At 67.4% G+C, this 21,105-nt stretch carries 19 protein-coding genes and 1 tRNA gene; 11 read left to right on the forward strand and 9 right to left on the reverse strand.

The features are described 5' to 3' along the window. Positions 1-27: 27 nt before the first annotated feature. On the reverse strand, positions 28-678 hold the full coding sequence (gene gmk / locus EV147_RS08980; RefSeq protein ID WP_130390732.1) for a guanylate kinase: 651 nt from the start codon (positions 676-678) through the stop codon (positions 28-30). A 4-nt stretch (positions 679-682) separates the two neighbouring features. After that, entirely contained in the window at positions 683-1,618 is a 936-nt protein-coding gene (locus EV147_RS08985) for a YicC/YloC family endoribonuclease (protein WP_130390733.1), read from the reverse strand. Positions 1,619-1,811: 193 nt separating this feature from the next. On the opposite strand from EV147_RS08985, the gene EV147_RS08990 reads away from it, so the two are divergent. From EV147_RS08990 to hemW, 5 genes are all read left to right on the forward strand, one after another. Then, positions 1,812-2,876 (forward strand): serine/threonine protein kinase, encoded by a 1,065-nt coding sequence (locus tag EV147_RS08990; protein WP_130390734.1) that lies wholly within the window; start codon positions 1,812-1,814, stop codon positions 2,874-2,876. Between the two features lie 4 nt (positions 2,877-2,880). Further along, entirely contained in the window at positions 2,881-3,795 is a 915-nt protein-coding gene (locus tag EV147_RS08995) for a PP2C family protein-serine/threonine phosphatase (protein ID WP_130390735.1), read from the forward strand. An 84-nt stretch (positions 3,796-3,879) separates the two neighbouring features. Then, positions 3,880-4,596, forward strand: a complete 717-nt coding sequence (gene rph, locus EV147_RS09000; RefSeq protein WP_130390736.1) for a ribonuclease PH — start codon at positions 3,880-3,882, stop codon at positions 4,594-4,596. 18 nt (positions 4,597-4,614) lie between these two features. Then, positions 4,615-5,229 carry an RdgB/HAM1 family non-canonical purine NTP pyrophosphatase gene (gene rdgB / locus EV147_RS09005; protein WP_130390737.1) on the forward strand — a complete coding sequence of 205 codons (615 nt, stop codon included), beginning with the start codon at positions 4,615-4,617 and terminating at the stop codon, positions 5,227-5,229. Continuing rightward, the gene (hemW, locus tag EV147_RS09010) at positions 5,226-6,482 is read left to right on the forward strand and encodes a radical SAM family heme chaperone HemW (RefSeq protein ID WP_130390738.1); all 1,257 of its coding nucleotides are present in this window, start codon (positions 5,226-5,228) and stop codon (positions 6,480-6,482) included. Before rdgB ends, hemW begins: the two co-directional genes overlap by 4 nt. A 95-nt stretch (positions 6,483-6,577) precedes the next feature. On the opposite strand, the gene EV147_RS09015 is transcribed toward hemW, so the two are convergent. Further along, positions 6,578-7,123, reverse strand: a complete 546-nt coding sequence (locus EV147_RS09015; protein ID WP_130390739.1) for an outer membrane lipoprotein — start codon at positions 7,121-7,123, stop codon at positions 6,578-6,580. 224 nt (positions 7,124-7,347) lie between these two features. Here EV147_RS09015 and EV147_RS09020 point away from each other — a divergent pair. Next, a tRNA-Ser gene (locus EV147_RS09020) sits at positions 7,348-7,437 on the forward strand. Positions 7,438-7,632: 195 nt separating this feature from the next. Here EV147_RS09020 and EV147_RS09025 read toward each other — a convergent pair. Both EV147_RS09025 and gudD read right to left on the reverse strand, forming a co-directional pair. Continuing rightward, on the reverse strand, positions 7,633-8,673 hold the full coding sequence (locus EV147_RS09025) for a Bug family tripartite tricarboxylate transporter substrate binding protein (protein ID WP_130390740.1): 1,041 nt from the start codon (positions 8,671-8,673) through the stop codon (positions 7,633-7,635). A 73-nt stretch (positions 8,674-8,746) separates the two neighbouring features. Continuing rightward, positions 8,747-10,096 carry a glucarate dehydratase gene (gudD, locus tag EV147_RS09030; protein WP_130390741.1) on the reverse strand — a complete coding sequence of 450 codons (1,350 nt, stop codon included), beginning with the start codon at positions 10,094-10,096 and terminating at the stop codon, positions 8,747-8,749. Between the two features lie 274 nt (positions 10,097-10,370). Between gudD and EV147_RS09035 the strand changes: the two genes are divergently transcribed. Then, positions 10,371-11,120: a FadR/GntR family transcriptional regulator gene (locus EV147_RS09035; protein ID WP_130390742.1), complete on the forward strand. Its 750-nt coding sequence runs from the start codon at positions 10,371-10,373 to the stop codon at positions 11,118-11,120. 191 nt (positions 11,121-11,311) lie between these two features. Further along, positions 11,312-12,889 carry an aldehyde dehydrogenase (NADP(+)) gene (locus EV147_RS09040; RefSeq protein WP_130390743.1) on the forward strand — a complete coding sequence of 526 codons (1,578 nt, stop codon included), beginning with the start codon at positions 11,312-11,314 and terminating at the stop codon, positions 12,887-12,889. Between the two features lie 118 nt (positions 12,890-13,007). Here the strand turns inward: EV147_RS09040 and EV147_RS09050 are convergent, their stop codons facing one another. From EV147_RS09050 to EV147_RS09065, 4 genes are read right to left on the reverse strand one after another with little or no spacing between them, the layout of a single operon-like run. Beyond that, positions 13,008-14,228 (reverse strand): osmoprotectant ABC transporter ATP-binding protein OsmV, encoded by a 1,221-nt coding sequence (locus EV147_RS09050; protein WP_235844635.1) that lies wholly within the window; start codon positions 14,226-14,228, stop codon positions 13,008-13,010. Continuing rightward, positions 14,225-14,875 carry an ABC transporter permease gene (locus tag EV147_RS09055; RefSeq protein WP_130390744.1) on the reverse strand — a complete coding sequence of 217 codons (651 nt, stop codon included), beginning with the start codon at positions 14,873-14,875 and terminating at the stop codon, positions 14,225-14,227. Before EV147_RS09055 ends, EV147_RS09050 begins: the two co-directional genes overlap by 4 nt. A gap of 10 nt (positions 14,876-14,885) precedes the next feature. Next, positions 14,886-15,824, reverse strand: coding sequence for a glycine betaine ABC transporter substrate-binding protein (locus EV147_RS09060; protein WP_130390745.1), 939 nt, complete (start codon positions 15,822-15,824; stop codon positions 14,886-14,888). Between the two features lie 12 nt (positions 15,825-15,836). Further along, complete coding sequence (locus tag EV147_RS09065; RefSeq protein WP_130390746.1) at positions 15,837-16,550, reverse strand: ABC transporter permease; 714 nt, start codon at positions 16,548-16,550, stop codon at positions 15,837-15,839. A gap of 675 nt (positions 16,551-17,225) precedes the next feature. Between EV147_RS09065 and EV147_RS09070 the strand changes: the two genes are divergently transcribed. The 3 genes from EV147_RS09070 (at position 17,226) to EV147_RS09080 (ending at position 21,095) form a co-directional block, all read left to right on the forward strand. Then, positions 17,226-18,140, forward strand: a complete 915-nt coding sequence (locus tag EV147_RS09070; RefSeq protein ID WP_130390747.1) for a pirin family protein — start codon at positions 17,226-17,228, stop codon at positions 18,138-18,140. A gap of 299 nt (positions 18,141-18,439) precedes the next feature. Next, complete coding sequence (locus EV147_RS09075; protein WP_130390748.1) at positions 18,440-20,008, forward strand: ABC transporter ATP-binding protein; 1,569 nt, start codon at positions 18,440-18,442, stop codon at positions 20,006-20,008. After that, positions 20,001-21,095 carry an ABC transporter permease gene (locus EV147_RS09080; RefSeq protein ID WP_130390749.1) on the forward strand — a complete coding sequence of 365 codons (1,095 nt, stop codon included), beginning with the start codon at positions 20,001-20,003 and terminating at the stop codon, positions 21,093-21,095. The genes EV147_RS09075 and EV147_RS09080 overlap by 8 nt, the downstream gene beginning before the upstream one ends. The last annotated feature ends 10 nt before the right edge of the window (positions 21,096-21,105 follow it).

A 21,105-nucleotide genomic window follows, 5' to 3' on the forward strand; every position in this document is an offset into this window, starting at 1 on the left:
CCGGAACCTTGCCGGCGGCCGCTTGCTTCAGTGAATACCAAGCTCGATGAACAGCTCGGCGTGCCGTGCCTTTTGCGACGAAAAGCGCAGACGGGTCGCGTGAACGACGTTCTGCAGCTGGCGCAGCGCGTCCTCGAACACCTCGTTGATGATCACATAGTCAGACTCCGACGCATGCGCCATTTCGCTACCTGCGGCCAGCAGGCGGCGCGTGATCACGTTCGGCTCGTCCTGGCCGCGCTTCTTGAGCCGCTCCTCCAGCGCCGTCAGCGACGGCGGCAGGATGAAGATCTCCATGGCGTTGGAGAAGCGCTTGTGCACCTGCTGGGCGCCCTGCCAGTCGATCTCCAGCAGCACGTCGTTGCCCTGGGCCATCTGCTGCTCGATCCAGACGCGCGAGGTGGCGTAGTAGTTGCCATGCACTTCGGCCCACTCCAGGAACTCGCCCCGGTCGCGCGCCGCGCGGAACTCGTCGACGGTCGTGAAATGGTACTCGCGGCCGTTTTCCTCGCCCGGACGCGGCTTGCGCGTGGTGTGCGAGATCGACAGGCGGATGGACTGGTCCTGCGCCAGCAGCGCGTTGACCAGCGTGGACTTGCCGGCCCCGGACGGTGCCACCACCATGAACAGGTTGCCGGGATAGACGGTGTCGATGGCGGTGTGGGTCGTTTCACTCATGATCTTATTCGAGGTTTTGAATCTGTTCGCGCATCTGCTCGATCAGGAGCTTCAGCTCCATCGAGGCATCGGCGAGTTCCTTGGCGGCGGCCTTGGAGCCCAGCGTGTTGGCTTCGCGGTTGAGCTCCTGCATCATGAAGTCCAGCCGCTTGCCGACCTGCCCGCCCTTCTTCAGGATATGCCGCGTTTCGACCAGGTGGGCCTGCAGCCGCGACAGTTCCTCGGCGATATCGATCCGGATGCCGTAGACCGTGGCTTCCTGGCGGATACGCTCGCCGATCTCGTCGCGGGTCATGTTCGGCATGCCGTTCGGGGCGGCCAGGTTGAAGGCTTCCTGCAGGCGCTCGGTCAGTTTTTCCTGATGATGGGCGATCAGTTGCGGGATCATCGGCGTCAGGCGCTCGACGATCACCAGCATGGCGTCGATCCGTTCGTCCAGCGTGGCCTTGAGCGCCGCGCCCTCGCGGCGACGGGCTTCGAGCAGTTGCTTGAGCGCCTCGCGGGCGGCGCCGGTCACGGCCTCGCGCAGGGCGTCCTGCGACAGTTCCGGCTCCACCAGCACGCCGGGCCAGCGCAGCAGCTCGCCCATGCGCATGGTGCCGGCGCTGGCAAACGTGGCGCTGACGGTCGATTCCAGCGCGCGGATCTGGTCCAGCAGGCCCTGGTTCAGCGCCAGCGTGGCGCCGCCGGTATCGGTGCGCTGCAGGTTGATGCGGCATTCGAGCTTGCCGCGCGACAGCTCGCCCATGAGCATCTCGCGCAGGGCGGGCTCGAACGCCCGGCATTCCTCGGGCGCACGGAACAGCAGGTCGAGAAAACGCGAATTGACAGTGCGGAATTCCACCGAAACCGAGGCGGTGCGGCCGCTGGGCTCGCCCTGGGCGTTGGTCAGCGGTGCCTGGCGCGTCGCCAGGCCATAGCCTGTCATGCTGTGGATCATCGTCGTGTATCTCGCGTAAGTGTCGAAAATCGGGGGGTCGGGCGCGCCCGGGCGGACGGCAGAAAGCCCGCAAAATCAAGGGGAATCGCGTGCGGAAAAAGCGCGGAGTTTTGGCAACACACCCCGCTACGGATTTCTTTACAAGTGACCGATTAGCCCGGAGAATCCGGGAGCAAATGAGGTCCCGAATCCTATGACAGAGTCCAAGGGCGCCAATCCACCCAAGAGCGCGCCGCTTCCCATCGGCACGCTGCTCGCCAACTACCGTATTGTAAAGAAGTTGGCCAGCGGGGGGTTCAGTTTCGTCTACCTGGCCACCGACGAGACCGGCGCCCCGGTCGCCATCAAGGAATACCTGCCGTCGTCGCTGGCTCGCCGCAGCCCGGGCGAGCTGATCCCGGTCGTGCCCGACGAGAACGCCGCGTCGTTCCGGCTGGGCCTCAAGTATTTCTTCGAGGAAGGCCGCTCGCTGGCCCGGATCTCGCACCCGAGCGTGGTGCGCGTGGTGAATTTCTTCCGCGAGAACGCCACGGTCTACATGGTCATGAACTACGAGCTGGGCAAGACGCTTCAGGAACACATCCTGCAGGCCCGGCAGCAGGGCAAGTCCAAGGTGCTGCGCGAGCGCTTCATCCGCAAGGTATTCCACGATCTCATGAGCGGCCTGCGCGAAGTGCATATCCACAAGCTGCTGCACCTCGACATCAAGCCCGGCAACATCTATCTGCGCGAGGACGAGTCGCCGATCCTGCTCGATTTCGGCGCCGCCCGCCAGATCCTGACGATGGAGGCCGCGCGCTTCCAGCCGATGTACACCCCCGGTTTCGCCGCACCCGAGCTGTACGGCAAGCACAGCGACCTGGGGCCCTGGACCGATATCTACAGCCTCGGCGCCACGCTCTATGCCTGCATGGCCGGCATGCCGCCGCAGGAGGCCAACCAGCGCGAGAAAGACGACCGCATGGCCGAGTCGATCGCCCGGCTGCGCACGACCTACACCAACGGCCTGGTCGATCTCGTCGAGTGGTGCCTGCGCCTGACGCCGTCGGAGCGTCCCCAGAGCGTGTTCCGGCTGCAAAAAGAGCTGCGCGACCAGAGCAACGCGCTGGGCGAGCAGTCGGCCGCCGCCGCGGCCGCCAACCCGGTGACCATGCCGGCCGGCGAGCGGATGAACGCCACGAGCCGCTTCATGACCTTGCTGCGCCGCCGCGAGGAGCGCGGCACCGCCAAGCCGGCACACGAAACCGACAACCAATAAAGCAATGCGATTCTCCGTCTACCAGGAAAGCCGGAAAGGCGGCCGCCGGATCAACCAGGACCGCATGGGCTACTGCTTCACGCGCGACGCCCTGCTGATGGTGCTGGCCGATGGCCTGGGCGGCCACGCCTTTGGCGAGGTTGCCGCCCAGCAGGCGCTGCAGACGCTGGCACGGCAGTTCCAGGCCCAGGCGCGCCCGTCGATCCGCAACCCTGCCGATTTCCTGCAGGACACGATCATGCTGGCGCACCGCGACATCCACCGGTACGCCGAGGCCAACCGCCTGGCCGACGTGCCGCGTACCACCGTGGTCTGCTGCCTGATCCAGAACGGCCAGATCCACTGGGCCCACGCCGGCGACTCGCGCTTCTACCTGATGCGCAAGGCGGCGCTGCTCACGCGCACGCGCGATCACTCCAAGATCGAGAACCTGCTCCAGCAGGAGCGGGTGCTGCCGATGGAGGTTGCCAACCACCCCGAGCGCAACAAGCTCTACAACTGCCTGGGCTCGCCCAACCTGCCGCTGATCGACATTGGCGGGCCGGTCCGGCTGGAACCGGGCGATGTGGCGCTGCTGTGCTCCGACGGCCTGTGGGGCAGCCTGGAGGAAGACGTGATCGTCGACAAGGTTACGCACCTGTCGGTGGTCCATGCCATTCCGGACCTGATCGAACGCGCGCTCGCCAACGCCGGCGAAGGTGCCGACAACACCACGGCCATCGCCATGATGTGGGAAGCGGACGCCACAGCAACCACCGAGGAAGCGGTGCTGACCGACACCTTGCCACTGAACGCGTTCACCACGTCGATCCTGGAGCGCACCGGCAACGAGACCGACCTGCTCAGCGAGGAAGAAATCGAACGCTCGATTGCCGAAATCCGCGCCGCCATCGACAAGACCAGCAATCTCATGCGCTGACGCCGGAAAAACCGGCACCGGCGGGCGCCCGGGGCCGGTCGGCGTTAGAATCGCGGTCTTATCCGATTCCAACGAAAAATCCCCATGCGACCCAGCGGACGCGCAGCCGATGCACTGCGACCCATCACCCTGACCCGCCACTACACGCGCCACGCCGAAGGATCGGTGCTGTGCGCCTTTGGCGACACCAAGGTGCTCTGCACGGCCAGCGTGCTGGCCAAGGTGCCCCCGCACAAGAAAGGCAGCGGCGAAGGCTGGGTGACGGCCGAGTACGGCATGCTGCCCCGCGCCACGCACACGCGCTCGGACCGCGAGGCCGCCCGCGGCAAGCAGACCGGCCGCACGCAGGAGATCCAGCGCCTGATCGGCCGGGCCATGCGCTCGGTGTTCGATCTCCCGGCGCTTGGCGAAAATACGATCCACCTCGATTGCGACGTGCTGCAGGCCGATGGCGGCACGCGTACCGCCGCGATCACGGGTGCCTTCGTGGCCGCCCACGACGCCGTGTCGACGATGCTGCGCGCCGGGACGATCGCGGCCAGCCCGATCCGCGATTTCGTGGCCGCCATCTCGGTGGGCATGGTCGATGGCGTGCCCGTGCTCGACCTCGACTACGCTGAAGACAGCAACTGCGACACCGACATGAACGTGGTCATGACCGGCAGCGGCGGCTTCGTCGAGGTGCAGGGCACGGCCGAGGGCGCGCCGTTCAGCCGCGCCGACCTGGACGCCATGACCCGGCTGGCCGAGTCCGGCATTGCCGAACTGGTGCGCCAGCAAAAGCAGGCGCTCGGGCTCTGAGCGCGAAAAGGAGTGACGATGCAACGCCTGGTCCTGGCTTCGAACAACGCCGGCAAGCTGCGCGAATTCAGCGCGCTGCTGTCGCCGCTCGGCTTTGACGTGCTGCCGCAGGGCGACCTCGGCATTCCCGAGGCCGAGGAACCTTTCGGCACCTTCGTCGAGAACGCGCTGACCAAGGCGCGCCACGCCAGCCGGCTGGCCGGCATGCCGGCGCTGGCCGACGATTCGGGCATCTGCGTCGATGCGCTCGACGGCGCGCCGGGCGTCTACTCGGCGCGCTATGCCCAGATGGTCGGCAAGCCGAAGTCCGACGCCGCCAACAACGCCCACCTGATCTCGCAACTGGCCGGCAAGCTGAACCGCCATGCGCACTACTACTGCGTGCTGGTGATGGTGCGGCATCCGGAGGACCCCTGCCCGATCATCGCCGAGGGCACCTGGGACGGCGAGGTGGTCGATGCCCCGCGCGGCGCGGGCGGCTTTGGCTACGACCCGCACTTCCTGCTGCCCACGCTCGGCAAGACCGCCGCCGAACTGAGCGCAGACGAGAAAAACGGCGTCAGCCATCGCGCGCTGGCGCTGCAGGGCCTGGTGGCCCGGCTGCAGGCATCGCGAGGCAGGACGGGCGCATGATTCCGATCATTCCGGCCGGCAGCGGCATGCCGGTCCCGAAGCCGGTTTCTCCGGCGGACAACCAGCAGCTCTGGCTCAAGCCGGGACAGATCGCGCTGCCCGGCTCGCCGCCGCTCTCGCTGTACGTGCATATCCCCTGGTGCGTACGCAAGTGTCCGTACTGCGATTTCAACTCGCACGCGGCGCCCGGCAAGGCCGACAGCCATGACATTCCCGAAGACGCCTACCTCGACGCGTTGCGCGCCGATCTCGAACAGTCGCTGCCGCTGGTCTGGGGCCGCCCCGTGCATACCATCTTCATTGGCGGCGGCACGCCCAGCCTGCTGTCGGCGGCCGGCATGGATCGCCTGCTCTCGGATATTCGCGCCCTGCTGCCGCTCGACGCCGACGCCGAGATCACGATGGAGGCCAACCCGGGCACGTTCGAGGCCGAGCGCTTCGCGAGCTATCGGGCCAGCGGCATCAACCGGCTGTCGATCGGGATTCAAAGTTTCAACGATGCCCATCTCCAGGCGCTGGGCCGCATCCACGGCGAGCGCGAGGCGCGGGCGGCCATCGACATCGCGCTGCGGCACTTCGACAACGTCAATCTCGACCTGATGTACGCGCTGCCGGGCCAGACGATGCAACAGTGCCAGCGCGATCTGGAAACGGCGCTGTCGTACGGCACCACGCACCTGTCGATGTATCACCTGACGCTGGAGCCGAACACGCTGTTCGCCAAGTTCCCGCCGGCGCTGCCGGACGAGGACATCGCCTACGAGATGCAGGACCTGATCGAGGCCCGCACCGCGCAGGCCGGCTTCCGGCACTACGAAACGTCGGCGTACGGCCAGCCGCACCGCGAGGCGAAGCACAACCTCAATTATTGGCGTTTCGGCGACTACCTCGGCATCGGGGCCGGCGCGCATGGCAAGCTGTCATTCCCGCACCGCATCCTGCGCCAGATGCGCCACAAGCACCCGGCCACCTATATGGAGCAGGCGCTGGCCGGCAACGCCGTGCAGGAACAGCGCGATGTCAGCGCCGACGACCTGCCGTTCGAGTTCATGCTCAACGCGCTGCGCCTGACCGATGGCGTACCGGCATCGAGCTTCCACGACTACACGGGCCTGCCCTTGCATACCATCGGCAAGACGCTGGCCGCCGCCGAGAAGAAGGGATTGCTCGAAGCCGATCCCACGATGATCAAGCCCACCGAACTGGGTCGCCGCTTCCTGAACGACCTGCAGGAGATGTTCCTCAAGGACTGACGCGGCACGCAGCCGCCGCGCCAATGAAAAACGCCACACGGGCAAAGCCGTGTGGCGTTTTTACTATGTTTCCGATTGTCGGCCGGTCAGACCGATCAGTACGGCGTCGCCATGTCGTTGGCCACGCGGGCGCGGTCACCCACGCGCAGGTTGCCCAGGTTCGACTGCGTTACCGTGGCCACGCGGCCATCGTCGAGCCGGACATTGACGCGATACACGGTCTGCGTATTACTGCCCGTGCGCTTCTCGATCTGGTTGCCGGCCACGGCGCCACCCACCGCGCCGACGATCGTGGCCGCCGTCTGGCCGCGACCGCCACCGATCTGGTGACCCAGCAGGCCGCCCGCCGCACCGCCGATCACGGTACCCAGGATGCCGGAGCTGCCCTGCGTGGTCTGGATCGGCTCGATCGATTCCACGCGGCCCGTGAACACCGAACCCTGCGGCGCCTGATAGACGCTGCCGGGCTGCTGGTAACCGGTAGGCTGCTGTTGCGGCGCGGCGTTGTAGTTGCCGTAGCCGCCATAGCCGGGCTGCGCGCAGCCGGCCAGGCCGGCCACCAGGGCCAGCGCACCCAGGCCGCCCAGCGCCAGCCACGGCCTGCGTTGTTCCTGGTGTTGTGTGTTGCGTTGATTCAGCATCGGGTCTCTCCTCGAATGACTGTTTGAAAAGCCAACTTGCGGGGGCACGCGCGGCGCATGCCATGCTCCTAGGAGAGGTTAGGCCCCTTCATGGTTCCGCGCTGTCCGACAAACACCGACAAACCTGTCCGTAACGGCACACCGCCAATCCGCCTGTATAATGCGCGGCCGGACGTATCCGCCAGCGCGATACAATCCCGGTTCCGTCAGAGATGTACCAATCCGGAAGCGTGGCCGAGTGGTTTAAGGCAGCAGTCTTGAAAACTGCCGATGGGGTGACCCATCCGTGAGTTCGAATCTCACCGCTTCCGCCAGATACGAAAAAAGCCGCAGCGCGTGCCCTCGACCGAGAGACCGCGCTGCGGCTTTTTTCCTTGCCAAGGCCGCAGACCGCTCAGTCCGCCTGGTATTTCGGCGACCGCGGCCAGGTCTTGACGGCCGCGTGCGGGACGAAAAAAAACCCCGCCGGGTGGCGGGGTCCTGCGATCGATGCATGAGCCTTCCGAAGCTTACTCGGCCGTGATCTTGCCCTGCTCGATCACGGTCTTCCAGCGCTTCAGTTCCTGGTTCTCGAACTCGACGAACTGCTCGGGCGTGTTGGCCACCACCTCGAAGCCTTGTTCGTTGAGCTTCTTCTGCATGCCGGCGTCCTTGAGCGAGCTGACGAGCGCACCGTGCAGGCGCGTCTTCACGTCGGCAGGCAGTCCCTTGGGCGCGGCAATGCCCTGCCACGAATAGACTTCCACGTCCTTGACGCCGCCCTCGGCCATGGTCGGCACGTCGGGCAGCACGGCGGAGCGCTTGCCCGAGGTCACGGCCAGCGCCTTGAGCTTGCCGGTGCGGATGTGCTGCAGCACCGCGTTGACGTTCTGGAACGAGACCTCGACCTGGCCGGCCAGCAGATCCGAAATGGCCGGCGCGCCGCCCTTGTACGGCACGTGCAGCCCCTCGGTGCCGCTCTTCTGCCAGAACAGCGCGGCGGTCAGATGGTCGGACGAACCGGCGCCGGAGCTGGCAAACGTGACCTTGCCCGGGTTCTTCTTCATGTAGGCCACCAGCTCCGGCAGCGACTTGACCGGGAAGTTGGGGTTGGCCACCAGCACGTTGGGCGCGCGCACCGCCACGGTCAGCAGGTCGAAATCCTTGGCCGGATCGTATTGCAGGTTCTTCTGCAGGAACGGGTTGACCGCGAACACGCCGATCGACGCCACCATCATCGTGTAGCCGTCAGCCGGCGCCCGCTTCACGGCGGTGGCGCCAATCGCACCCGTGGCGCCCGGCTTGTTGTCCACCACGAACGGCTGGCCGAGCTTCTCGTTGAGTGGCGCGGCCAGGTAACGGGCGATGGTGTCGGTGGATCCGCCGGCCGGGAACGGCACGACGACCGATACCGGCTTCTGCGGCCACGCCGCAGTGGAGGCCACGGCCACGCCGCTGACCGTCACGCCGGCAGCCAGCGCGATGGCCACGCCGGCAAAGCGGCGCACGAGCGTGGAAAAATGGGTGGAAAGACGGGCCGCTCGCGGGGCGGCCGGGTGCTTGTTGACCATGGGTTGTCTCCTGCTTGGACTTCTCGGGTTTTAAAGATTTTGCGATGAAGCTCGATGCCGGGTGCCGGAACGCTCAGCGCACCATGCAAGGCATCTTGTTGTTGAACTTCCAGTTCGGAATCAGGAACTGCATCGCGATCGCGTCGTCGCGTGCGCCCAGGCCCTTCTCCTGATACAGGCGATTGGCGCGGGCCAGCGCGTCCATGTCGAGTTCCACGCCCAGGCCCGGCGTCTTGGGCACCTGCACCAGGCCGCCCTCGATCTTCAGCGGGTTGCGCGTCAGGTGCTCGCCGTCCTGCCAGATCCAGTGCGTGTCGATGGCCGTGACGCGGCCCGGCGCGGCGGCGGCCACGTGGGTGAACATCGCCAGCGAGATATCGAAGTGGTTGTTCGAATGCGAACCCCAGGTCAGGCCCCATTCCGAGCACATCTGCGCCACGCGCACCGAGCCCTGCATGGTCCAGAAGTGCGGATCGGCCAGCGGAATGTCCACCGAGTGCAGGCGCACTGCGTGGCCCATCTGGCGCCAGTCGGTGGCCACCATGTTGGTGGCGGTCGGCAGGCCGGTGGCGGTACGGAATTCGGACATGATCTCGCGGCCCGAGTAGCCGTCCTCGGCGCCGCAGGGGTCCTCGGCGTAGGCCAGGATACCGTGCTTGTCGCGGCACAGGCGGATGGCGTCCTTGAGCAGCCAGCCGCCGTTGGGGTCCAGCGTCACGCGCGCATTCGGGAAGCGCTCGTGCAGCGCGATGATCGCTTCCATTTCCTCGTCGCCACTCAGCACGCCGCCCTTGAGCTTGAAGTCGTTGAAGCCGTAGCGCTCGTACGCGGCCTCGGCCAGGCGCACCACGCCCTGGGCGTCCATGGCCACCTCGTTGCGCACGCGGAACCACGCGTTGTCGGCGTTTGGCTCGGTGCGGTAGTCGAGCGTGGTCTTCTGGCGGTCGCCCACATAGAACAGGTAGCCGAGCATCTCCACGGCGTCGCGCTGCTGGCCTTCGCCCAGCAGGGCCGCCACCGGCACCTGCAGGTGCTTGCCGAGCAGGTCGAGCAGCGCGGCTTCGAGCGCGGTCACGGCGTGGATGGTGATGCGCAGGTCGAAGGTCTGCAGGCCACGGCCACCGGCGTCGCGGCTGGCAAACTGCTCGCGCACGCGGTTCAGGATCGCCAGGTACTGGCCGATGCCCTGCCCCACCACCAGCGGACGCGCGTCTTCCAGCGTCTGGCGGATGGCCTCGCCGCCCGGCACCTCGCCCACGCCGGTGTTGCCGGCGCTGTCCTTGAGGATCACGATGTTGCGGGTGAAGTACGGGCCATGGGCGCCCGACAGGTTCATCAACATGCTGTCGTGGCCGGCCACCGGCACGACGGTCAGTTCGGTCACGACCGGGGTCGCGCCTGGGGCAAGGGTGGTTGCGTTCATGTGGATCGTCTCCGAGTCCTGGTCTGTTTTACCGCCGGGATCGCGCTCTCCCCATGACGTGGAAATGCGCCCTGCTATCGTAGCTCATACGCTAATGTATTAGCTGGCCGAAACGTTGATGCGGCGTGACTGCCACATTGGCCTCACGGCCGCAACTTCCTGTGCGTTATCGGTCGTCGTATGACTTATGACGCAGTATAATGAGCGCGTACCCGACCGGTCAACAGTGCCGCCGTCAGGGTCATCCCCACATTGGTCCATCACCTGCACGCCCATGTCCAACGTCTCGATGTCTTCGCCCGCTCCCCTGCGCCGCCGCGGCCGCACGCTTGCCGAAGAAGTGGTTGGCAACCTGACCGACAGCATCCAGCAGGGCCAGCTCAAGCCGGGCGACAAGCTGCCGACCGAATCCGAAATCATGGCCACGCTCGGCGTGAGCCGCACCGTGGTGCGCGAGGCGCTTTCGCGCCTGCAGGCCAGCGGCTACGTGGAGACGCGCCACGGCATCGGCACCTTCGTGCTGAACCGCCCGGCCGAGAGCCATTCGCCGTTCCGCATCGATCCGTCGGCGATGGTCACGGCCATGGACGTGCTGGCGATGCTGGAATTCCGCGTGAGCCTGGAAGCCGAGGCCGCCAGCCTGGCAGCTACGCGCCGCAGCGACGAACACCTGCGCGCCATGCGCCGCGCGCTGGACGACATGAAGCGCAATGCGGCCGAAGGCAGCGACGCGGTGGGCTCGGATTTCGAATTCCACCTGTCGATTGCCCGTGCCACGGGCAACCGCTATTTCACTGACATCATGGGTCACCTCGGCACGATGGTGATCCCGCGCAGCCGGCTGCAAGTCAGCCAGCCCGAGCGCGAGCAGTACCTGGAGCGCGTGAACTTCGAGCACGAAAGCATCATCGATGCGATCGAGCGGCGCGATCCCGAGGCCGCCAAGGCTGCCATGCGCATGCACCTGACCAACAGCCGCGAGCGGCTGCGCAAGGCGTCGGCCATGGCAGGTTCGCCGGCCTGAGCGGCATGCGCCGTCCGCTGGCACCCGACGGGCGGCGCGGTTGCGGGACGGGAAGCGATGTCATATGATGTCTTACGACGCTTCCGGTCGGCATCGCATGCTTTTCCTCCGGTGGGCACTTCTGCCCGCTTCTTCCATTGCGTGACGGTGTTCTGGCCGTCCTTTCATCACTTTTCCCGCAGGACCCAATCATGACGATTTCTGGCGAAATGCTGATCGGCGCCACCGCCGCACGCGGCACCGAAGAGACTTTCCACGGTATCAATCCGGCCACCGGCGAAAAGCTGGAACCGGCTTACCAGGGCAGCACCGCCGCTGACGTGGACCGCGCCTGCGCGCTGGCCGAAGCCGCGTTCGACACCTATCGCGCCACCTCGCCCGAGCAGCGCGCCGCGTTCCTCGAAGCCATCGCCACGGGTCTGGAAGGCCTGGGCGACGAGTTGATCCAGCGCGCCCACGCCGAGACGGCACTCCCGATTGCCCGCCTGACGGGTGAGCGCGGCCGTACCGCCGGCCAGTTGCGCCTGTTCGCCCGCGTGCTGCGCGACGGCCGCTGGCAGGCTGCCACGCTCGACAGCGCCCTGCCCGAGCGCACCCCGCCGCGCCCGGACCTGCGCATGCAGCGCATCGCCGTGGGTCCGGTAGCCGTGTTCGGCGCCAGCAACTTCCCGCTGGCCTTCTCGGTGGCTGGCGGCGACACCGCCTCGGCACTGGCCGCCGGCTGCCCGGTGGTTGCCAAGGCGCACCCGGCCCATCCGGGCACGTCCGAACTCGTGGGCCGTGTGATCCAGAAGGCTGTTGCCGATGCGGGCCTGCCCGAAGGCGTGTTCTCGATGGTCCAGGGCGTGGGCAACGCCATCGGCACCGCACTGGTGGCGCACCCGGTCATCCAGGCCGTGGGCTTCACCGGCTCGCGCGCCGGCGGCCTGGCGCTGATGAACGTGGCCAACAGCCGTCCGGTACCGATCCCGGTCTACGCCGAAATGAGCAGCATCAACCCCGTGTACCTGCTGCCCGAAGCCCTGAAGGCGCGCGGCGAGCAGATCGCCCGTGACCTGGTGGATTCGCTCGTGATGGGCGTGGGCCAGTTCTGCACGAACCCGGGCCTGCTGCTGGCCGTCGAAGGCCCGGCGCTGGAGAGCTTCCGCGCCGCCGCGCACACCGCGCTGACCGGCAAGCCGGCCGGCACGATGCTGACCCCGGGCATCCACGCGGCATTCGAGCGCGGTGTCGCCCAGCTGTCGGAAGTGTCCGGTCTGACCCGCGCCGCCTGCGGCGTGGACGCCACCGGCCCGAACCAGGCTCGCCCGGTGTTCTTCGAGACGTCGGCCGACAAGTTCATCGCCGACCACCGCATGCACGCCGAAGTGTTCGGTCCGTCGACGGTGCTGGTCGTCTGCAAGGACGCCGACGCGCTGGTGGAAGTCACCCGCATCCTCGAAGGCCAGCTGACCGCCACGGTCCAGGCCGACGCCGGCGACCACGCGATTGCTGCCAAGCTGCTGCCGGCGCTGGAACGCAAGGTTGGCCGTATCCTGTTCAACGGCTACCCGACCGGCGTGGAAGTCTGCTTCTCGATGGTCCACGGCGGCCCGTTCCCGGCCACGTCGGATACGCGCACGACCTCGGTGGGCACCACGGCGCTGGACCGCTTCCTGCGTCCGGTCTGCTATCAGAACCTGCCGGCCGACCTGCTGCCCGAAGCGCTCAAGGACGGCAACCCGCTGAAGCTGTGGCGCCTGAAGGACGGCGAGCTGGGTCACGCCTGATCGGGTTTCAGGATAAAAAAACGGCCACGTCATGTGGCCGTTTTTTTTGGCCCCCCCGCAGTGGGGGGCTCCCCTCTCCCGCACGCGGGAGAGGGGAGAAAACCCGAGGCAAGCGAGCTTACGCCGCCGCCCGCTCCTTCCCCAGCGGCGGGGCCGGCGCCGGCCCGATCGTCGCCAGCGGCGAGCTGGCCGGCGGCTGGATCACCGGGGCATTGCCGCGCGAGCGGCCCGAGCTCAGGTAGTCGGCAATCGATTCCTGGGTGACTTCGCCCAGGTAGGCGCCCTCGCCGTCGATCACCGGGAGCCAGCTCGTGTTGTGCTGGTACATGCGCGACAGCACGATGCGCAGGTGTTCGTCGAACGCGGCGGTGGTGGTGAACTGGCGCATCACGTCGGCGCAGTTGCCGCCCTTCGTCAGGGCCGCGCGCACGTCGCGGCGGGTGACGTAGCCGATGGCGCGCTGGGCGTCGTCCACCACCGGCAGGTGGCGCACGTCGGCTTCGTCCATCACGCCGAAGGCGTCGGCCAGCGTCATGTCCGGGCGGGCCGTCGGCGGCATCGTGGCCGCATCGCCGGCGCGCACCAGCAGCAGGCGCTTGAGCGTGTTGTCGTGGCCCACGAAAGCCTGCACGAAGTCATCGGCCGGGTGGGCCAGCAGCGCGTCGGGGTGGTCGAACTGCACCAGCCGGCCGCCACGGAAGACCGCCACCTTGTCGCCAAGCTTGATCGCCTCGTCGATATCGTGCGAGACCATGATCACGGTCTTGCCCAGCGCGCGCTGCATCTGGAAGAACTCGTTCTGGATGCTCTCGCGGTTGATCGGGTCCACCGCGCCGAACGGCTCGTCCATCAGCAGCACGGGCGCGTCGGCGGCCAGGGCGCGGATCACGCCGATACGCTGCTGCTGCCCGCCCGACAGCTCGCGCGGGTAGCGCTTGAGCATCTTGTCCGGGTCCAGCTGCACCATGCGGATCAGCTCGCGGGCGCGCTCGCGGCACTGCTTCTTGTCCCAGCCCAGCAGGCGCGGCACGACCATGATGTTCTCCTCGATGGTCATGTTCGGGAACAGGCCGATCTGCTGGATCACGTAGCCGATCTTGCGGCGCAGCGCCACGCCATCGATGCCGCGGGTGTCCTCACCGTCGATGCGCACCGTGCCAGAAGTGGGCTCGATCAGCCGGTTGATCATCTTCAGCGTGGTGGTCTTGCCGCAGCCGGACGGCCCCAGGAACACGCAGATCTCGCCGCGCGGCACGGTCATGCTGACCTCGTTCACGGCCCGCACGTCGGAACCGTCCTTCTGGGGGAAGGCTTTCGTGAGTTTGTCGAGTTCGATCATTGTCGGATTCCTTTCGGTGTCAGCGCGCGTTGCAGCGCCTGCAGGGCCGCGTCGGCCACGATGGCGAGCAGGCTGACGAGGACGGCGCCCACGGCCAGCTTGCTCATGTTGCTCTGGCTGATCGCTTGCAGGATCAGCACGCCCAGGCCGCCGGCGCCGATGATGGCGGCAATCGTTGCCACGCCGATGTTCATCACCACGGCGGTACGCACCCCGCCGAGGATCACGGGCACGGCCAGCGGCAGGTCCACCAGCCGCATGCGCTGCCAGGTGGTCATGCCGATGCCGCGGCCCGCTTCCTGGATGCCGGCGTCCACGTTGGCCAGCGCCGTGTACGTGTTGCGCATGATCGGCAGCAGCGAGTAGAGGAAGACGGCGGTCACGGCCGGCACGTAGCCCAGCGCGTGGCCGAAGCGCGCGAAGATCGGGATCATCAGCCCGAACAGCGCAATCGACGGCAGCGTCAGGACCACGGTGGCCAGCGTCAGCAGCGGCGTGGCCAGAAAGCGATGGCGGGTGATCACGATGCCGAGCGGCACGCCGATCACGATGGCCATGCCCACGGCAGAGCCCACCAGGGCCAGGTGCTCGCCGGTCAGGCGCAGCAGCGTGGGCCAGCTATGGTGCAGGTAAGTCAGCAGATCCATGCGGGGCTCCTCAGATCAGGCCGTGGCTGCGCAGGAAATCGCCTGCCACCTTGTCCACGGGCTGCTGGTTGATATCGACCTGGTAGTTCATGTCGGTCATCGCCGCGTTGTCGAGCTTGGCCGACAGCGCGTTGAGCAGGTCGGCCAGTTCCGGATGCGCGTCGAGCACGGCCTTGCGCACCACGGGCACCGCGTTGTACGGCGGGAAGAACTTCAGGTCGTCCTCGAGCAGCACGAGGTCGAAGCCCTTGACGCGGCCATCGGTGGCATAGACCAGGCCCAGGTCCACCTGGTTGTTTTTAAGCGCCGTGTAGACCAGGCCCGGATCGAGCTGGATGATGTCGCGGCGCGTGAACGGCAGCTTGTAGGTGGCCTTGAGCGGCTCAAGCCCGTCAGGGCGCGCGGCAAACTCCATGTCCACGGCCAGCGGATGCTTCTTGTCCTCGCCATCGGCGCGCATCTTCGCGGCATAGCCCGACAGCGTGGTCACGCCACCGGCGCGCTCGCGCGGCATGGCCAGCGCGTAGGTGTTGTTGATCTCGGACGGCGCCAGCCAGACCAGCCCCTTGGCGGCGTCCAGCGTCTTGACGCGCGCATAGGCCGCCGGGCCGTCGAGCTTTTCCTCGACCTTGTTGAATACGATCAGCGCGGTGCCGGTGTAGTCCCACACCACGTCGAGCTGGTTCGATTCCATGGCCTGGCGCATCAGCGTGCTGCCCAGCCCCGAGGTCAGCGTGGCGCCCACGCCCTTGGCCTTGAGGTACTGCGTGGTCATCGACGACAGGATCAGCTGCTCGGTGAAGTTCTTGCCGCCCACGCGGATCGGCTCGCCCTGCTGGGCGCGCGCCGGAGCCGTGCACAGCAGCAGCGCGGCCGCTGCGGCGCCGATGGCGGCGAACAGCCAGAACGCGCGGCGCTCGGTCAGGCGGTGTTTCGTTTTCGGGTTCATGCGATTCCTCACTCAGGCCAGGCCGCGCCGGCGCAGATAGACGTGGCCGGCTGTGGCGAACAGCGCGTCCAGGGCCAGGGCCAGCAGCGCGGTGGCGGCGGCGCCCAGCAGCAGCAGCGGCTGGTTGTTCAGGTAGATGCCCGGGAAGATCAGTTCGCCAAGGCTGTTCGCGCCGATCAGGAACGACAGCGGCACGGTGCCCACGTTGATCACCAGGCTGATGCGCACGCCGGCCAGGATCACGGGCAGCGCGTTGGGCAGTTCCACGCGCAGCAGGCGCTGGCACGGCGTCATGCCGATGCCGCGCGCTGCTTCCTTGAGCGCGGGCGAGACGGTGCGCAGCCCTTCGTAGGTATTGCGCACGATCGGCAGCAGCGAGGCCAGCCACAGCGCCAGCACCGCCGGCCGCTCGCCAATGCCGAGCACGGCCAGGGCCAGCGCCAGCACGGCCAGCGACGGCACGGTGTTGCCGATGTTGAAGACCTGCATGAGCTTGTCGGCCCAGCGGCGCATGCACGGGCGGCTCAGCGCGATGCCGGCCGGCACGCCCGTGAGCAGCGCCAGCGTCATCGAGATCGCTACCAGGCGCAGGTGGTCGGCCACGTCGTAGAACAGGCGATCCTGGTACTGGCGGATGACATCGACGCCGATCCACGCCACCAGTCCTGCCAGACCGGCGGCAACGACGACGCACCAGGCCACGGCCCGGATGGTTTGCTTTGACATATTTCCCCTCTCCAACTCCGGATTGCAGCGCAAATGCATCAGCCGCCACATCCCGGATGCGGAAAACAATAGGGCCGGCGGAATTGTCGATGGGTGCCCGCCGGGGCCCGGTTCAGATTGCCTTGCCGCCATGACCGGCACGATTGCCGGCGGACGGACTTGGGTGCGACGCCGAGTGGAGGTCGGCGAATCACCCGATTGATGGGGTTCAGGCATGAAGCCCGGACCCGCAGGTGCGGCGCAACCCGCGGGATCACCCGCAGGGGAGGCCAGTGGCGGCGACTGATGTCGTGTTGGAACGCGCTTTCGGTATGGCGCCGCCGGTCAATCGGCCGTTGCTGGACAACGGATTGCGGGGGTTCGGAGTGCAGGCTCGCCCACCACAATTCTCAGCAACGGATGACAAAGAGACCGCTATTATACAGAACTTCTGCGATCCTGTCATCTTCCCGCTTCCACGGCCCGGATGGGTGCGAATATTCCGGCGGGTGCGCCACGCCCGGCCGTTCCAGTTATCGACTATCTGTGCCCGGCTCGTTCCGCTCATGGAACAATGTATTGCCTTCGCGCTGCCTACCGCTTTTTTGCCAAACCCTTACATTGGCTGGGTAGATCGAACGGCCAGCGGCGCCATCACCCACGAACGCGCCCCGCCGTCGCAACCGGAGAACAACCATGACCGATCGCCTTTCCACCGTTCCAGCCACCGCTTCGGAAACCGTCCAGCGCTCGCGCGCCGTGGACCGCGTGGTGCGCGGCGTTGCCACGTCTGATGGGGCCGGCGTCAAGCTGACGCGCGTGCTGACGCAGAACCTGCAGCGCCGGCTCGACCCGTTCCTGATGCTCGATGCCTTTGGCACCGACAACAAGGACGACTACATCGGCGGCTTCCCTGACCATCCGCACCGCGGCTTCGAAACCATCACGTACATGCTGGCCGGGCGCATGCGCCACCGCGACAGCGCCGGCCATGAAGGCCTGCTGGAGAACGGCGGCGCGCAATGGATGGTGGCCGGCTCCGGCGTCGTGCATTCGGAGCTGCCCGAGCAGGAAGACGGTCGCATGGAAGGCTTCCAGCTCTGGCTGAACCTGCCCGCCGCCGACAAGATGGCCACGCCGTGGTACCGCGATATGCCCGCAGCGGCCATCCCCACCGTGGCGCTGCCGTCGGGCGGTACGGTGCGCGTGCTGGCCGGCGCCTCGCACGGCGTGGCGGGCGCGGTCACGCGGCCGGTGACCGCGCCGCTCTACCTCGACGTGCACCTGCCCGCCGGGCAGACCTTTGCCCAGGCGTTGCCGGCCGGCCACAACGCCTTTGTCTATGTGTACCGGGGCACGGTGCAGGTGGGCGACGATGGCGCCGTGCTGGAAACCCAGCGCATGGGCGTGCTCGACAATGCCGGGCAGGCCGATGGCGTGGTGATCGCGGCCAGCGAGGATGCGCGGTTCCTGCTGATCGCCGGCCAGCCGCTCAACGAGCCCATCGCGCAGTACGGCCCGTTCGTGATGAACACGCAGGAACAGATCTACCAGACGCTGGCCGATTTCCGCGACGGCCGCTTCGCCACGATTCCTGCCAGCGCCGGCTGACCTTCGCCCTGACCCTGGTCAACCCTGACCGCCGCCCTGCCCTGACCGGCAGCGCGGCGGTTTTTCTTTGCCAGTGTGGCCGGCACGCGACTTGCAACCTCCTGTCAACCGTTGTGGGGCACGGTTAGAGGGCCAATGTGGTCCGGCCAGCCCCCACGCACTTATATAATTCAGCGCAAATTCCGGGCATCACGCATTCATGATGATGACGATCTGCCGCGCGGCGATGCTGCGCCACGCACGCCGCCGTCACAGTGCCTGAACCAATCGTTGCTGCCACAACAATTCGAGCCGCCTCAGTGACATTACAAACACCCCCCAGGCTGGCGCTTGGCCATATCACCAAGCGCTATCCCGGCGTGACCGCCAATGACGACGTCAGCCTGACCGTCGCCCCGGGCGAGATCCACGCTGTGCTCGGCGAGAACGGCGCCGGCAAATCCACCCTGATGAAGATCATCTTCGGCGCGGTCCGACCCGACGCCGGCGAGGTGCACTTCAACGGGGCGCCGGTATCGATCGCCAGCCCCCACGACGCCCGCAACCTGGGCATCGCCATGGTCTTCCAGCATTTTTCGCTGTTCGACACGCTGACCGTGGCCGAGAACATCGCGCTGGGCCTGTCGCCGAAGGAAGCCGGCAACATGAAACAGCTCGGCGAGCGCATCCGCGCCACGGCGGCACGCTACGGGCTGCCGCTGGAGCCGAACCGCCACGTGCACACGCTGTCGGTGGGCGAGCGCCAGCGCGTGGAGATCGTGCGCGCGCTGCTGGCCAACCCGCAACTGCTGATCCTGGACGAACCCACGTCGGTGCTGACCCCGCAGGCCGTCGGGACGCTGTTCGTCACGCTGCGCCAACTGGCCGCCGAGGGCACCAGCATCCTCTATATCAGCCACAAGCTCGACGAGATCCGGGCGCTGTGCCACCGCGCCACGGTGATGCGCATGGGCCGCGTGACCGGCGTGTGCAATCCGCGCGAGGAAAGTGCCGCGTCGCTGTCGCGCCTGATGATCGGCGGCGAGCCGCCCCGCGAGGCGCGCGTGACCACCGAGCGCGGGCCGGTGCGGCTGGCCGTGCGCGACCTGTCGCTGCCGCGCGCGCACCAGTTCGGCACGGCGCTGGAGCGCATCTCGCTCGACGTGCATGCGGGCGAAATCGTCGGCATTGCCGGGGTCTCGGGCAACGGGCAGCAGGAACTGCTGGCGGCGCTGTCTGGCGAGGATGGCCGAGGCACGGCCGCCGCCGTGCAGCTCGACGGGCGGCCGGCGGGCCGGCTCGATGCACGCGGCCGCCGCCGCGCGGGGCTGGCTTTCGTGCCCGAGGAGCGGCTGGGCCGCGGCGCGGTGCCGGGCATGAGCCTGGCGTCGAACGTGCTGCTGTCGCACCAGGCGCCGCCATTCGTGCGCGGCGGGATGGTATCGGCCAGCGCCGCCGCCGGGCTGGCGGCCAGCATCATCAACCGCTTCCGCGTCAAGGCCAGCGGGCCGGACGCGCTGGCGCGCAGCCTGTCGGGCGGCAATCTCCAGAAATTCATCGTCGGCCGCGAGATCGAGGCCGGCCCGAAGGTGCTGATCGTGGCGCAGCCCACCTGGGGCGTGGACGTGGGCGCGGCCGCGCAGATCCACAACGAGATCCTCGCGCTCAAGGCCACCGGCTGCGCCATTCTCGTGGTGTCCGAAGAACTCGACGAGCTGTTCGGCATCTGCGACCGGCTCCACGTCATCGCCCGCGGCCACCTGTCGCCGTCGATTCCAGTGGAAACGGCCACGCGCGAACAGGTCGGGCTCTGGATGAGCGGCCTCTGGGAAGGCGGCCCCGCCAGCGCGCGGCCCGATGCCACGGCGGAGGTGCCCGCACATGGCTAAATTACTATCCCCGATCGCCCTGGCGCCGCGCGGCACCCCGTCGCGCGCCATGGCCTATGCCTCGCCCGTGTTCGCCATCGTGCTGACGCTGCTGTTCGGCGCGCTGCTGTTCCTGGCGCTGGGCAAGGACCCCGTGGCCGGGCTAAAGGTTTTCCTCGTCGATCCTTTAAGAGACAAGCGCGCGATTGGCGAGGTGCTGCTCAAGACCGTGCCGCTGGTGCTGTGCGCGCTGGGCCTGTCGATCTGCTACCGCGCCAATGTCTGGAACATCGGCGCCGATGGGCAGTTGATTCTCGGCGGCATCTTCGCCGGAGCCACGGTGCTCTGGTTCGACGTGCCCGGCAACGCCACGAGCGGCTTCGTGGTGCTGACGCTGGCGGCGCTGGCCGGTTGCGTGGGCGGCATGGCATGGGCGTCACTGACCGCGCTGCTCAAGGACCGCTTCAACGCCAACGAGATCCTGGTGTCGCTGATGCTGACTTACATCGCCCAGCAGTTGCTGCTCTGGGTGGTCAACGGTCCGCTGAAAGACCCCAACGGCATGAACTTCCCGCAGTCGAAGGTGTTCGCGTCGGCCTTCCTGCTGCCCAACCTGCTGCCCGGCTCGCGCCTGCACGTGGGTTTTGCGGTGATGCTGGTGCTGGTGGCGGTGATGACGGTGTTCGTGTTCCGCAGCTTTGCCGGCTACCGGCTGCAGGTGGGCGGCACGGCCCCGCTGGCCGCGCGCTACGCGGGGTTCTCGTCGCGCAAGGCGCTGTGGAGCGCGCTGCTGATCTCGGGCGCCACGGCCGGGCTGGCCGGCGCGTTCGAGGTGACCGGGCCGATCGGGCAACTGCTGCCGTCGATCTCGCCGGGCTATGGCTTCACGGCCATCATCGTGGCGTTCGTGGGCCGGCTGCATCCGGTGGGCGCGGTGTTCGGCGGCATCGTCATGTCGCTGTTCTATATCGGCGGCGAGATGGCGCAGTCGCGCCTGGGGCTGCCGTCGGCGCTGGGCTGGGTGTTCCAGGGCATGCTGCTGTTCTTCCTGCTGGCGTGCGACACGCTGATCGACAACCGGCTGCGCTGGCGCGCACGTGCCGCCTGACCCCGGAGCT

This window comes from Cupriavidus agavae, from assembly GCF_004217045.1.
Classification (GTDB): domain Bacteria; phylum Pseudomonadota; class Gammaproteobacteria; order Burkholderiales; family Burkholderiaceae; genus Cupriavidus; species Cupriavidus agavae.